The 13,954-nt window shown below is 55.0% G+C and carries 12 protein-coding genes; 11 read left to right on the top strand and 1 reads right to left on the bottom strand.

What is annotated here, in order from left to right; genetic code table 11:
* Positions 1–7 precede the first annotated feature (7 nt).
* Positions 8–1,273: an ATP-dependent RNA helicase RhlB gene (gene rhlB, locus Q1L34_RS25385; protein ID WP_004869522.1), complete on the bottom strand. Its 1,266-nt coding sequence runs from the start codon at positions 1,271–1,273 to the stop codon at positions 8–10.
* Between the two features lie 342 nt (positions 1,274–1,615).
* Between rhlB and trxA the strand changes: the two genes are divergently transcribed.
* The 11 genes from trxA to wzyE all read left to right on the top strand — a co-directional run bounded on the left by trxA (position 1,616) and on the right by wzyE (position 13,951).
* The gene (trxA, locus tag Q1L34_RS25380) at positions 1,616–1,945 is read left to right on the top strand and encodes a thioredoxin TrxA (RefSeq protein WP_004869525.1); all 330 of its coding nucleotides are present in this window, start codon (positions 1,616–1,618) and stop codon (positions 1,943–1,945) included.
* Positions 1,946–2,278: 333 nt separating this feature from the next.
* Positions 2,279–3,538, top strand: coding sequence for a transcription termination factor Rho (gene rho, locus Q1L34_RS25375; RefSeq protein WP_002883293.1), 1,260 nt, complete (start codon positions 2,279–2,281; stop codon positions 3,536–3,538).
* Between the two features lie 241 nt (positions 3,539–3,779).
* Positions 3,780–4,883: a UDP-N-acetylglucosamine--undecaprenyl-phosphate N-acetylglucosaminephosphotransferase gene (gene wecA, locus Q1L34_RS25370; protein ID WP_004869531.1), complete on the top strand. Its 1,104-nt coding sequence runs from the start codon at positions 3,780–3,782 to the stop codon at positions 4,881–4,883.
* Positions 4,884–4,896: 13 nt separating this feature from the next.
* Complete coding sequence (gene wzzE, locus Q1L34_RS25365) at positions 4,897–5,943, top strand: ECA polysaccharide chain length modulation protein (protein WP_015585414.1); 1,047 nt, start codon at positions 4,897–4,899, stop codon at positions 5,941–5,943.
* Positions 5,944–5,999: 56 nt separating this feature from the next.
* On the top strand, positions 6,000–7,130 hold the full coding sequence (gene wecB, locus Q1L34_RS25360) for a non-hydrolyzing UDP-N-acetylglucosamine 2-epimerase (RefSeq protein WP_004869538.1): 1,131 nt from the start codon (positions 6,000–6,002) through the stop codon (positions 7,128–7,130).
* Positions 7,127–8,389: a UDP-N-acetyl-D-mannosamine dehydrogenase gene (wecC, locus tag Q1L34_RS25355; protein ID WP_004869543.1), complete on the top strand. Its 1,263-nt coding sequence runs from the start codon at positions 7,127–7,129 to the stop codon at positions 8,387–8,389. Before wecB ends, wecC begins: the two co-directional genes overlap by 4 nt.
* A 78-nt stretch (positions 8,390–8,467) precedes the next feature.
* Complete coding sequence (gene rffC / locus Q1L34_RS25350) at positions 8,468–9,142, top strand: dTDP-4-amino-4,6-dideoxy-D-galactose acyltransferase (protein WP_048024886.1); 675 nt, start codon at positions 8,468–8,470, stop codon at positions 9,140–9,142.
* 4 nt (positions 9,143–9,146) lie between these two features.
* Positions 9,147–10,277 (top strand): dTDP-4-amino-4,6-dideoxygalactose transaminase, encoded by a 1,131-nt coding sequence (rffA, locus tag Q1L34_RS25345; protein WP_015585412.1) that lies wholly within the window; start codon positions 9,147–9,149, stop codon positions 10,275–10,277.
* 1 nt (position 10,278) lies between these two features.
* Positions 10,279–11,529 carry a lipid III flippase WzxE gene (wzxE, locus tag Q1L34_RS25340; RefSeq protein ID WP_004869559.1) on the top strand — a complete coding sequence of 417 codons (1,251 nt, stop codon included), beginning with the start codon at positions 10,279–10,281 and terminating at the stop codon, positions 11,527–11,529.
* The gene (locus tag Q1L34_RS25335) at positions 11,526–12,605 is read left to right on the top strand and encodes a TDP-N-acetylfucosamine:lipid II N-acetylfucosaminyltransferase (RefSeq protein ID WP_032718474.1); all 1,080 of its coding nucleotides are present in this window, start codon (positions 11,526–11,528) and stop codon (positions 12,603–12,605) included. Before wzxE ends, Q1L34_RS25335 begins: the two co-directional genes overlap by 4 nt.
* Positions 12,602–13,951, top strand: a complete 1,350-nt coding sequence (gene wzyE / locus Q1L34_RS25330) for an ECA oligosaccharide polymerase (protein ID WP_015585409.1) — start codon at positions 12,602–12,604, stop codon at positions 13,949–13,951. Before Q1L34_RS25335 ends, wzyE begins: the two co-directional genes overlap by 4 nt.
* Positions 13,952–13,954: the final 3 nt, after the last annotated feature.

Raw genomic sequence — 13,954 nt, 5'->3', positions numbered from 1 at the left:
AATGTATTTAACCTGAACGACGACGGTTACGAGGCGGACCGCTGCGACGCGGGCCATTGCCAGTGCGCGGGCGCGTCAGGCGCAGCGGCTTAGGCAAATCTGTCATAAGTGCATCTGGGTTGTATTTGCTGACCGGAATAGAGTGACCGGTGTAGGTCTCAATCGCCGGAAGATTCAGCGCGTACTCTTCGCAGGCCAGGCTGATGGAGTGACCGCTGGCGCCCGCGCGACCGGTACGGCCGATACGGTGGACGTAATCTTCACAGTCGTCCGGCAGGTCATAGTTAAAGACATGCGTTACGGCCGGGATATGCAGACCACGTGCAGCAACGTCGGTCGCCACCAGAATGTCGATATCGCCACGGGTGAACTCTTCAAGAATCCGCAGACGTTTTTTCTGTGCGACGTCGCCGGTTAACAAACCGACGCGATGACCGTCTGCTGCCAGGTGGCCCCAGATATCTTCGCAACGATGTTTAGTGTTCGCGAAAATAATGGCGCGATCCGGCCACTCTTCTTCCAGAAGCGTCTGCAGCAGGCGCATTTTTTCTTCGTTGGAAGGATAGAACAGCTCTTCTTTAATCCGGTGACCCGTTTTCTGTTCCGGCTCGACTTCAACATATTCGGCGTTGTTCATTTGTTCAAACGCCAGTTCGCGGACACGGTAAGAAAGGGTTGCGGAGAACAGCATGTTCAGACGCTGATTGGTCGGCGGCATGCGACGGAACAGCCAGCGGATATCTTTAATAAAGCCGAGATCGTACATGCGATCGGCTTCATCCAGTACGACGACCTGAATCGCACCAAGGTTAATGTGATTCTGTTTAGCGTAATCAATAAGACGACCGGTGGTACCGATCAGAATATCGACGCCGCTTTCCAGCACTTTCAGCTGCTTATCGTAGCCATCGCCGCCGTACGCCAGACCCAGCTTCAGGCCAGTGGCCGCAGCCAGCGGTTCTGCGTCAGCGTGAATTTGTACCGCCAGCTCACGCGTAGGAGCCATGATCAGCGCACGCGGTTGGTTTACCTGGCGGTCAGCGCTGGCCGGGTGAGAGAGAAGGTAATGAAACGTTGACGTCAGGAACGCCATCGTTTTTCCGGTACCGGTTTGCGCCTGCCCGGCGACATCACGACCTTCCAGCGTTAGCGGAAGAGCGAGTGCCTGAATGGGCGTACAATTATGAAACCCTTTCTTTTCAAGGGCTTCAATCACTGCCGGGTGCAGGGCGAAGTCGGAAAACTTCTGTTCTGTTAAATGTGTTTTGCTCATAGTGTGGTAGAATATCAGCTAACTATTGCATTAAGAAAGCGTATCCGTTGAAATAACGTCAACCTTTCGTTGGCTATACGCGAAATGACTTAAGGTGCATCTACGGCAACCTGATGAATCCTCGAAAGCTTAGACTACTCAGCGAGTCGAGGAGAATTAATCTACCGGGAACGGTTTGAAGGCGGTTTGCTTTGGCTCCTGCAAGACGACATCCATGAGGGATCGGATCGCGCAGTGGCCAGTAATAGAGGCATCCTGAAAAATAACGTGTATAACGTAGCATCGGCACGTCGTTGATGTCTGCGACACCAACACACCAGGCTTATTCCTGTGGAGTTAAATATGAGCGATAAAATTATTCACCTGACTGACGACAGTTTTGACACGGACGTACTCAAGGCTGACGGGCTAACCCTCGTCGATTTCTGGGCAGAGTGGTGCGGTCCGTGCAAAATGATCGCCCCGATTCTGGATGAGATCGCTGAAGAGTATCAGGGCAAACTGACCGTAGCTAAACTGAACATCGATCAGAACCCGGGTACTGCGCCGAAATACGGCATTCGCGGCATCCCGACTCTGCTGCTGTTTAAGAACGGCGAAGTGGCGGCAACTAAGGTTGGCGCACTGTCTAAAGGCCAGCTGAAAGATTTCCTCGACGCCAACCTGGCGTAAGCAGTTTGCCATTCCGGCGTCCGGGTTCCTATTTTTAGCGGAACTCTGGACGCCCGGCCAGAGTCGTGCTAAGTTAACTTCAGACTTCGTTTTAAACATACCTTATTGTTTGAATCTTGTTTTACCCGAAGCGTCCCGCAGAAAATGCGCGAGAGGCTACAAATTCCGGGCTTTTCACTCATTCCGTTTTGTCGTTCCAGCTCTGCGTTCTTTCCTGTGACCAGGCAACGTACAGGCACGAGATGAAGGCCGTTAACAGGCATGGATGTTCCTGCCATACCATTCACAACATTAAGTTCGAGTTCTACCCCGAGTTTAAGAACCCACACCATTATGAATCTTACCGAATTAAAGAATACGCCGGTTTCTGAGCTGATTACTCTCGGCGAAAATATGGGGCTGGAAAACCTGGCCCGTATGCGTAAGCAGGATATTATTTTTGCCATCCTCAAGCAGCATTCGAAGAGTGGCGAGGATATCTTTGGCGATGGCGTACTGGAGATACTGCAGGATGGATTTGGTTTCCTCCGCTCCGCAGACAGCTCCTACCTCGCCGGTCCCGATGACATCTACGTATCCCCAAGCCAAATCCGCCGTTTCAACCTCCGCACTGGTGACACCATTTCCGGTAAGATTCGTCCTCCTAAAGAGGGTGAGCGTTACTTTGCGCTGTTGAAAGTTAACGAAGTTAACTACGACAAGCCGGAAAACGCGCGTAATAAGATCCTGTTCGAGAACTTGACGCCGCTGCATGCGAACTCACGTCTGCGCATGGAACGTGGTAACGGTTCAACCGAAGACTTAACCGCACGTGTGCTGGATCTGGCTTCGCCAATTGGTCGCGGTCAGCGTGGTCTGATTGTTGCACCGCCGAAAGCCGGTAAAACCATGCTGCTGCAGAATATCGCGCAGAGCATCGCGTACAACCATCCTGACTGCGTGCTGATGGTGCTGCTGATCGACGAACGTCCGGAAGAAGTGACCGAGATGCAGCGTCTGGTTAAAGGTGAAGTGGTTGCTTCTACCTTTGACGAACCGGCTTCTCGCCACGTTCAGGTTGCCGAGATGGTTATCGAGAAGGCGAAACGTCTGGTTGAGCACAAGAAAGACGTTATCATTCTGCTCGACTCCATTACTCGTCTGGCACGTGCCTACAACACCGTTGTTCCGGCTTCCGGTAAAGTATTGACCGGTGGTGTGGATGCCAACGCCCTGCATCGTCCGAAGCGTTTCTTCGGTGCAGCACGTAACGTGGAAGAGGGCGGTAGCCTGACAATCATCGCCACCGCGCTGATTGATACCGGCTCCAAAATGGATGAGGTTATCTACGAAGAGTTTAAAGGCACCGGTAACATGGAGCTGCATCTCTCGCGTAAAATCGCTGAAAAACGCGTCTTCCCGGCTATCGACTACAACCGTTCCGGTACCCGTAAAGAAGAGCTGCTCACCACCCAGGAAGAGCTGCAGAAGATGTGGATCCTGCGTAAAATTATCCATCCGATGGGTGAGATTGACGCGATGGAGTTCCTCATCAACAAACTGGCGATGACCAAAACGAACGATGACTTCTTCGATATGATGAAGCGCTCGTAAGTTAAAAAAAAGCCCAAAAACGCCACGCAATCGCGTGGCGTTTTGTTTTTTGGGTTTGTATGATCCAGGAAGGGAAAAGGAAGCAGGGATTATCGTATGATTAGCGCACCACTCCAGGCAGAGATGATTTTAACAGACTAAAATCTATACAATAAATTTGTAATGTTCTGCTTTACCCCTTCAGGAGTTGAGACATCGTCGTTATACTTCCCGGATTAACCATGCTGAGAGCACATGTGTTGTGAATTTACTCACTGCTATTACTGAATTAATCAGTATTTTCTTATTCACTACCCTTTTTATATTTGTTGCCCGAAAAGCAGCAAAAAAAGTCGGGTTAGTGGATAAACCTAACTATCGAAAACGGCACCAGGGTTTGGTTCCGTTAGTGGGTGGCATCTCAGTTTATGCTGGCATTTGTTTTACTTTTGCCATCGCTGATTATTACATTCCCCATTCATCCTTATATCTGGCCTGTGCCGGCATCCTTGTGCTGGTCGGTGCGCTGGATGACCGGTTTGATATCAGTGTAAAAATTCGCGCGGTGATTCAGGCCGCCATTGCCGTTGTCATGATGACGGCAGGAAATCTGCACCTGAGTAGTCTGGGCTATATTTTTGGTTCGTGGGAGCTGGTCCTCGGCCCCTTTGGTTTCTTCCTCACCCTTTTTGCCGTCTGGGCCGCGATTAACGCCTTTAATATGGTCGATGGTATCGACGGCCTGCTCGGCGGTCTGTCATCGGTCTCCTTTGCGGCAACCGGCATTATTCTGTGGTTTGACGGCCAATACAGCCTGGCAATGTGGTGTTTTGCGATGATAGCCGCCATTCTGCCCTATATTTTACTTAACCTCGGCGCGCTTGGCCGTCGTTATAAAGTTTTTATGGGGGATGCCGGCAGTACCATGATTGGCTTCACCATCATCTGGATTCTGCTGGAAACGACCCAGGGCAAAACGCATCCCATTAGCCCGGTGACCGCCCTGTGGATTATTGCGATTCCGTTGATGGATATGGTGGCGATTATGTATCGTCGCCTGCGTAAAGGCATGAGTCCGTTCTCTCCGGATCGCCAGCATATTCATCATTTGATCATGCGTGCCGGGTTTACTTCCCGACAGGCGTTTGTCCTGATCACGCTGGCGGCCGCGCTGCTGGCGCTGGTGGGCGTGGTGGCGGAATATACCCGTATCGTTCCTGAATGGGTGATGTTAATTCTCTTTTTGTTGGCCTTTTTCCTTTATGGCTACTGCATTAAACGCGCATGGAAAGTGGCGCGACTGGTTAAGCGCATCAGACGCAGAATACGGCGACACAGCGGCAATAATCCAAAATTAACCAAGTAGAACTGGGGACGTGATGACTCAACCATTACCGGGAGCACAAGCAGTGAACGTTGAGAATGAGCTGGATATTCGCGGGCTGTTTCGCGCCTTATGGGCAGGAAAAATCTGGATAGCCGGTATGGCCGTGCTATTTGCGCTGATCGTTCTGGTTTACGCCTTCTTTGCTCGCCAGGAGTGGAGCGCAACGGCGATAACCGATCGGCCAACCGTGAATATGCTGGGCGGTTACTATTCTCAACAGCAGTTCTTACGCAATCTGGATATTAAAGCCAATCTGGTTCCTGTCGACCAGCCGTCGGCGATGGATCAAGCCTACAAAGAGTTCATCATGCAGCAGGGATCCTGGGATACCCGCCGCGATTTTTGGTTGCAAACCGACTATTACAAACAGCGCCAGTCGGGCAATGCCCGCGCGGACGCTGCGCTGCTGGACGATCTGATTAACAATATTCAGTTCATGCCCGGCGACCCGCTAAAAAATGTTAACGACAGCGTGAAGCTGACGGCCGAGACCGCGGCGGATGCCAATAATCTGCTGCGCCAGTACGTGGCCTTCGCCAGCCAGCGTGCGGCAGGGCATCTGAATGACGAGCTGAAAGGTGCCTGGGCGGCCCGCACCGTGCAGATGAAAGCACAGGTGAAGCGCCAGGAAGAGGTGGCGCGCGAAATTTTCAACCGTCGTACTCACAGCGTGGAAGAGGCGTTGAAAGTGGCGCAGCAGCACAACATCTCCCGCAGTGAAACGGATATCCCGGCCGATCAGCTGCCGGATTCCGAGCTGTTCTTGCTCGGCAGGCCAATGCTGCAGGCGCGGCTGGAAAACTTGCAAGCGGTGGGGCCGGAATACGATCTCGACTATGACCAAAGCCGGGCCATGCTGAATACGCTCAACGTCGGACCGACATTAGATCCACGTTTTCAGACTTACCGGTATTTGCGTACGCCGGAAGAACCGGTAAAACGCGATAGCCCGCGGCGCGTATTTCTGATGGTGATGTGGGGTATCGTGGGCGCGCTCATCGGCGCAGGCGTTGCATTATCGCGACGCAGAGTCCAGTGAATGCGGCCTGTGATGGAGCATTAATCAACTTCATCACCTAATCGAAGAGAATCGATGTGAAAGTACTAACGGTATTTGGCACCAGACCCGAAGCCATCAAAATGGCACCTCTGGTTCATGCGCTGGCAAAAGATCCTCACTTTGAGGCGAAAGTTTGCGTCACGGCGCAGCATCGGGAGATGCTCGACCAGGTGTTGAAACTTTTTTCTATTGTGCCGGATTACGACCTCAATATTATGCAGCCAGGTCAGGGCCTGACGGAAATCACCTGCCGTATCCTCGAAGGGTTAAAACCGGTGCTGGAATCGTTCAAACCGGACGTTGTGCTGGTTCACGGCGATACCACGACGACGATGGCTGCAAGTCTGGCCGCGTTCTATCAGCGTATCCCGGTCGGACACGTCGAAGCGGGGTTGCGAACCGGCGATCTGAGCTCGCCGTGGCCGGAAGAGGGGAACCGTACGCTGACCGGACATCTGGCAACCTACCACTTTGCCCCGACAGAAACCTCGCGGCAGAATCTGCTCCGCGAAAATATCACCGATGGCCATATCACGGTCACCGGCAATACGGTCATTGATGCGTTGTTCTGGGTTCGCGACCGGGTGCTGGGCGATGAGGCGCTGCGTAACGTACTGATGCAGCGCTACCCTTTCCTGGCGAACGGCAAGAAGATGATTCTGGTCACCGGCCACCGCCGGGAAAGCTTTGGCCGCGGGTTTGAGCAAATTTGCCACGCGCTGGCAGAAATCGCCGCCAGCAATCCCGATGTCCAGATTGTGTACCCGGTGCACCTGAACCCGAACGTCAGCGAGCCGGTGAACCGTATTCTCGGTCATGTCGATAACGTGATGTTGATTGAACCGCAGGATTATCTGCCGTTTGTCTGGTTGATGGATCGCGCATGGCTGATCCTCACCGACTCCGGCGGTATTCAGGAGGAGGCGCCATCGTTAGGGAAACCGGTACTGGTGATGCGTGAGATGACGGAGCGCCCGGAGGCGATTGCCGCAGGTACCGTGCGTCTGGTCGGGACCGACAGCCAGCGTATCGTCGCTGAAGTCACGCATTTGCTGCAGGATGATGCCGCGTATCAGGCAATGAGCCGGGCGCATAATCCTTACGGCGATGGTCAGGCATGTCGCCGTATTTTGTCCGCACTTAAAAATAATCAGGTAACGCTATGAGTTTTTCTACCATTTCAGTGATTGGCCTTGGATATATTGGCCTGCCAACCGCTGCCGCGTTCGCCTCCCGGCAAAAGCGGGTGGTCGGCGTTGATATCAATCAACATGCCGTGGAGACCATTAACCGTGGCGAGATTCATATCGTAGAGCCGGATCTGGCGAGCGTGGTCAAAACGGCGGTTGAGCAGGGCTATTTATGTGCGACGACCGAGCCGGTTGCGGCAGATGCATACCTGATTGCCGTACCCACCCCGTTCAAAGATCTGCATGAACCGGATATGGTCTTCGTCGAGTCGGCGGCAAAATCCATTGCGCCAGTGCTGAAGAAGGGGGCGCTGGTGATTCTGGAGTCCACTTCTCCGGTTGGTTCGACGGAGCAAATGGCCGCGTGGCTCGCTGAAATGCGCCCGGACCTGAGCTTCCCGCAGCAGGCTGGTGAAGCGGCGGATGTCAATATTGCCTACTGCCCGGAGCGCGTGTTGCCAGGCCAGGTCATGGTCGAGCTGATTAAAAACGACCGCGTTATCGGCGGTATGTCGCCGGTTTGCTCCGCCCGCGCCAGCGAGCTGTATAAAATTTTTCTCGAAGGCGAATGCGTAGTCACCAACTCCCGCACCGCCGAGATGTGTAAGCTGACCGAAAACAGCTTCCGCGACGTTAACATTGCGTTTGCGAACGAGCTGTCGCTGATCTGCGCTGAGCAGGACATTAACGTCTGGGAGCTGATTCGCCTGGCGAACCGTCATCCGCGCGTGAATATTCTGCAGCCGGGACCTGGGGTAGGAGGACACTGCATCGCCGTCGACCCGTGGTTCATCGTGGCGCAAAATCCGCAGCAGGCGCGGCTGATTCGCACCGCTCGTGAAGTTAACGACCATAAACCTGACTGGGTTATCGAGCAGGTCAAAGCCCGGGTCGCCGATTGTCTGGCCGCCAGTAATAAACGCGCCAGTGAGCTGAAGATCGCCTGTTTTGGCCTGGCTTTTAAGCCGAATATCGACGATTTGCGCGAAAGCCCGGCGATGTCGATCGCTATGCAAATCGCCCGCTGGCACAGCGGTGAAACGCTGGTCGTGGAACCCAATATTCACCAGCTTCCGGCGAAACTTGACGGTCTGTGTACGCTGGCCTTGCTGGATGACGCATTGGCGAACGCCGATGTGCTGGTGATGCTGGTTGACCATCACGAGTTTAAAGCCATCAGCGGCGATAGTGTGACGCAGGATTATATTGTCGATACCAAAGGGGTGTGGCGGTGAGTACGGTTCTGGTCACCGGTGCAAGCCTGTGTTCTATGCCAGCCTCTGGCCGTGACCAATCTAACCAGGACTCCTTCCATGTCTCTGCGCGCCAGTATTGAACCCCTGGAGTGGGAAAATCGCTTCTTCGGCATCCAGAGCGCGATTGTGCGCTTTGGCGATGACGCCCCGCCGCTGACGGCTCAGGCGCTGGCCGGCTGGACGCGTTTGCAGGCGAAGATTGCGGCGGATGATGGCGTGCGGCTGGATGCGCTACAGCAGCTGGGTTTCCAGCTCGTAGAAGGCGAAGTCGATCTGGCACTGCCGGTCGGTCGGTCTGCCGATGCGGGCTGTGAAGTGGCTACGGCGGCAGAGATTCCACGACTGCGCGAGCTGGCGGCGCAGGCCTTTGCGCAAAGCCGCTTCCGCGCGCCCTGGTATGCTGCCGATGCCAGCGGCCGTTTCTACGCCCAATGGATTGAAAACGCGGTACGGGGAACCTTCGATAACCAGTGTCTTATTTTTCGCGCCGCCGATGGCGACATTCGCGCTTTTGTTTCACTGCGTCAGCTCAATGAGACGGATGCCCGAATCGGCCTGCTGGCCGGTCGCGGCGCGGGTGCTGAACTGATGCAGGCCGCACGGCATTGGGCCGAACTCCGCGGGCTGTCTACACTGCGGGTGGCAACCCAGATGGGGAACACCGCCGCGCTTAAACGTTATATTCTCAGCGGTGCGAATGTGGAAAACACCGCGTACTGGTTATACAGGTGACATGATGATTCCATTTAACGCACCGCCGGTGGTGGGAAGCGAGCTTGATTATATGCAATCCGCGATGGACAGCGGAAAACTGTGCGGCGACGGCGGATTTACCCGCCGCTGCCAGCAGTGGATGGAGCAGCGGTTCGGGACTGCCAAAGCACTGTTGACGCCTTCCTGCACCGCTTCGCTGGAAATGGCCGCGCTGCTGCTGGATATCCAGCCGGGCGATGAAGTGATTATGCCGAGCTATACCTTTGTCTCCACCGCCAACGCCTTTGTATTGCGCGGGGCGAAAATCGTCTTTGTCGATATTCGTCGCGATACGATGAATATCGATGAAACCAAAATTGAAGCGGCAATCACTGAGAAAACCCGCGCTATTGTGCCGGTACACTATGCCGGCGTGGCCTGTGAGATGGACACCATCATGGCCCTTGCCAGCAAGTACAATCTGTTCGTAGTGGAAGATGCCGCGCAGGGCGTCATGTCGACTTACAAAGGGCGAGCGCTGGGCACGATCGGCCATATCGGCTGTTTCAGTTTCCATGAAACCAAAAATTATACTGCCGGTGGTGAAGGTGGCGCGACGCTGGTTAACGATCGTAAGCTGATCGATCGTGCGGAAATTATCCGCGAAAAAGGGACCAACCGTAGCCAGTTCTTCCGCGGGCTGGTGGATAAATACACCTGGCGCGATATCGGCTCCAGCTATCTGATGTCTGACCTGCAGGCGGCATATCTGTGGGCGCAGCTGGAAGCGGCGGAACAGATTAACCAGCAACGTTTAACGCTCTGGCAGCGCTATTATGATGCGCTGCTGCCACTGGCACGGGCCGGTCGCATCGATCTGCCGGTCATTCCGGCCGACTGCGGGCACAACGCGCACATGTTTTATATTAAGCTGCGCGATATTGACGATCGCAGTAACCTGATCGCCTGGCTAAAAGAGGCCGAAATTCTGGCCGTGTTCCACTACATTCCGCTGCATAGCTGCCCGGCGGGGGAGCACTTTGGCGAATTCCGCGGTGACGATCGTCATACCACCCAGGAGAGCGAACGTCTGCTGCGCCTGCCGCTGTTCTATAACCTGTCGTCAGCCAATCAGCGTACGGTGATTAATTCGCTGCTGAGCTATTTCTCCTGATATGTCGCTGGCTAAAGCTTCACTGTGGACCGCCGCGTCCACGCTGGTCAAAATTGGGGCCGGACTGCTGGTGGTTAAACTACTGGCTGTCTCCTTTGGCCCGGCAGGGGTGGGTCAGGCCGGTAACTTTCGCCAGCTGGTGACCGTGCTTGGCGTACTGGCGGGCGCCGGTATTTTCAACGGCGTCACCAAACTGGTCGCGCAGCATCATGACGATCGCCAGCAGCTGAATAAGGTCGTCGGCACCTCCTCAGCGATGGTGCTTGGCTTCTCAACGCTGCTGGCGCTGGTCTTTCTGCTGGCGGCCGCGCCGGTCAGCCAGGGGCTGTTCGGCCACACGCACTATCAGGGGCTGGTGCGGCTGGTGGCGCTGGTGCAGATGGGCATTGCCTGGGCAAACCTGCTGCTGGCCTTGATGAAAGGTTTTCGCGATGCGGCGGGTAATGCCCTGTCGCTGATCGCCGGTAGCCTGATTGGTGTCGTGGCCTATTACGCCTGCTATCACTTCGCGGGCTATCAGGGGGCGCTGCTCGGGCTGGCGCTGGTGCCGGCGCTGGTGGTGATCCCGGCGGCAATCGTGCTATGGCGGCGCGGGACAATCCCGCTCAGCGCACTGCGTCCGCGTTGGGATAACGGCCTTGCGGGACAGCTTTCCAAATTTACCCTGATGGCGCTGATTACCTCGGTGACGCTGCCGGTGGCTTACGTGATGATGCGTAACCTGCTGGCGGAGCATTATGACTGGGAGGCGGTTGGGATCTGGCAAGGGGTCAGCAGCATTTCCGATGCCTACCTGCAGTTTATCACCGCATCGTTTAGCGTCTACCTGCTGCCTACGCTCTCCCGATTGACGGCCAAATCAGAGATTACCCGTGAGATCGGCAAATCATTAAAATTTGTCCTGCCGGCGGTGGCAGTGGCGAGCTTAACCGTCTGGCTACTGCGCGACTTTGCCATCTGGCTGCTGTTTTCTGACCGCTTTACGGCGATGCGCGACCTGTTTGCCTGGCAACTGGTCGGCGATGTGCTGAAGGTCGGCGCCTATGTTTATGGCTATCTGGTGATTGCGAAAGCGTCGCTGCGTTTTTATATACTCACGGAAATCAGCCAGTTCACGCTGTTGACCGCATTCTCGCACTGGCTGATCCCGGCGCACGGCGCGATTGGCGCAGCGCAGGCGTATATGGCTACGTATATTGTTTATTTCGCCCTCTGTAGTGGCGTATTTTTACTCTGGCGTAAACGGGCATGACAGCACTGATACATGTACTGGGATCGGATATCCCACACCACAACCAGACCGTGTTGCGGTTCTTTAACGACGAGCTGGCCGTCCATGACGAGCAGGCGCGTAGGTTTATGGTCGTCGGTGATGCAACGGGAGTGCGCGAGGCCTGTCCGGCCTTGTCTGTCACCTGTTATCCCGGAAAAAAATCCCTGGCACAGGCGGTGATAGCTCTGGCAAAAGCCGATCGCCAACAGCGCTTTTTCTTCCACGGCCAGTTTAATACCGGGCTGTGGCTGGCGCTGTTGAGCGGGGGGATTCGTCCTGCCCAGTTTAACTGGCATATCTGGGGTGCCGATCTGTATGAAAATTCGTCCAGCCTGAAGTTTCGCCTGTTCTATCCGCTGCGGCGTCTTGCCCAGGGCCGGGTCGGGCGCGTTTTTGCCACCCGGGGCGATCTCAGCTGGTTTGCTCGCCGTCATCCGCGCGTGCCCGGCGAACTGCTCTATTTTCCGACGCGCATGGATCCGGCGCTCAATTCGCTGGCCGATAGCGCACCGCACGCCGAGACGCTGACGATTCTGGTCGGGAACTCGGGTGACCGCAGTAATGAGCATATTGCGGCGCTGCGCGCTATCCATCAGCAATTTGGCGATACGGTAAACGTGATCGTGCCGATGGGGTATCCGGAAAACAATACGGACTATATTAACGAGGTCCGTGAAGCGGGCGCTGCGCTATTTAGCGCCACGCACCTGCAGATTCTCAGTGAGAAGCTGGCGTTTCCTGATTATCTGAATCTGCTGCGCCGCTGCGATCTGGGCTATTTCCTGTTTGCTCGCCAGCAGGGCATCGGCACACTATGTTTATTAATTCAGGCAGGGATACCCTGCGTGCTGAACCGGGAAAACCCGTTCTGGCAGGATATGACGGAGCAGAATATTCCGGTGCTGTTTACCGGCGATGCGCTGGATGTTGCCGTGGTGCGTGAAGCCCAGCGTCAGCTGGCAAGCGTTGATAAGAACCAGATTGCTTTCTTCCGGCCGAACTACCTGGCGGGCTGGCAGCAGGCATTGCAGATTGCCGCGGGGGTCAACGCATGACATTAATGCAATTTTGCGGGCTGCTGGTGGTCTGGCTGCTGTCAACGCTGTTTATCGCCACCGCGACGTATTTTGAGTTTCGCCGCGTGCGCTTTAACTTCAATGTGTTCTTCTCGTTGCTGTTTCTGCTGACTTTCTTCTTTGGTTTCCCGCTGACCAGTATCCTGGTGTTCCGCTTTGATGTCAGCGTTGCTCCGCCGGATGTGCTGTTGCAAACCTTACTGGTGTCGGTCTGTTTCTATGCGGTCTATTACGTGACCTATAAAACGCGTCTGCGTTCGGCCACGCACGACAGCCAGCGGCGGCCGCTCTTTACGATGAACCGCGTGGAAACGCATCTGGCATGGATCATTCTGCTGGGCCTGGCGCTGCTGTGCGTCGGGATTTTCTTTGCCCACAATGGCTTCCTGCTGTTTAAGCTCAACTCCTACAGTCAGATCTTCTCTGCCGAAGTCTCCGGCGTGGCGCTGAAGCGCTTTTTCTATTTCTTTATCCCGGCGATGCTGGTGGTCTATTTCCTGCGCCAGGATTATAAGGCGTGGATATTCTTCCTGCTCAGCACCGTGGCGTTTGGGCTGCTGACCTATGCCATCGTCGGCGGGACCCGCGCGAATATCATTATCGCTTTCGCCATTTTCCTGTTTATCGGCATTATTCGCGGCTGGATCAGCCTGTGGATGCTGGCGGCGGCTGGCGTCCTGGGCATCGTGGGAATGTTCTGGCTGGCGCTTAAGCGCTATGGCATGAACGTCAGCGGCGATGAAGCGTTTTATACCTTCCTCTATTTGACCCGCGATACGTTTTCGCCGTGGGAAAATCTGGCGCTGCTGCTGCAAAACTACGACAAGATTGCCTTCCAGGGGCTGGCGCCGATGATCAGGGATTTCTACGTCTTTATCCCCAGCTGGATGTGGCATAGCCGACCATCGATGGTGCTCAATACCGCTAACTACTTTACCTGGGAAGTGCTGAATAACCACTCCGGCCTGGCAATCTCGCCGACGCTGATCGGCTCGCTGGTGGTGATGGGGGGGATCTGGTTTGTTCCGCTGGGTGCGGTGGCGGTCGGACTGATTATTAAGTGGTTTGACTGGCTGTATGAGCTGGGTAACCGCGAGAGTAACCGTTATAAAGCGGCTATTCTGCACAGTTTCTGTTTTGGCGCTATCTTCAACATGATAGTGCTGGCGCGCGAAGGGCTGGACTCATTTGGCTCCCGCGTGGTGTTTTTCCTCGTGATCTTTGGTATCTGCTTACTGGCGGCGAAATTGCTGTACTGGTTCCTGGATAGCGCGGGACTGATTCACCGGCGGGTTAAACCGCTTTCGCAACCTCAGGTCAGATAAGGA

It is taken from the genome of Klebsiella ornithinolytica (genome assembly GCF_030505655.1).
GTDB lineage: Bacteria > Pseudomonadota > Gammaproteobacteria > Enterobacterales > Enterobacteriaceae > Klebsiella > Klebsiella ornithinolytica.
Note: the sequence above shows the minus strand (reverse complement) of the source record. Positions and strands in the feature narration are given on the sequence as shown.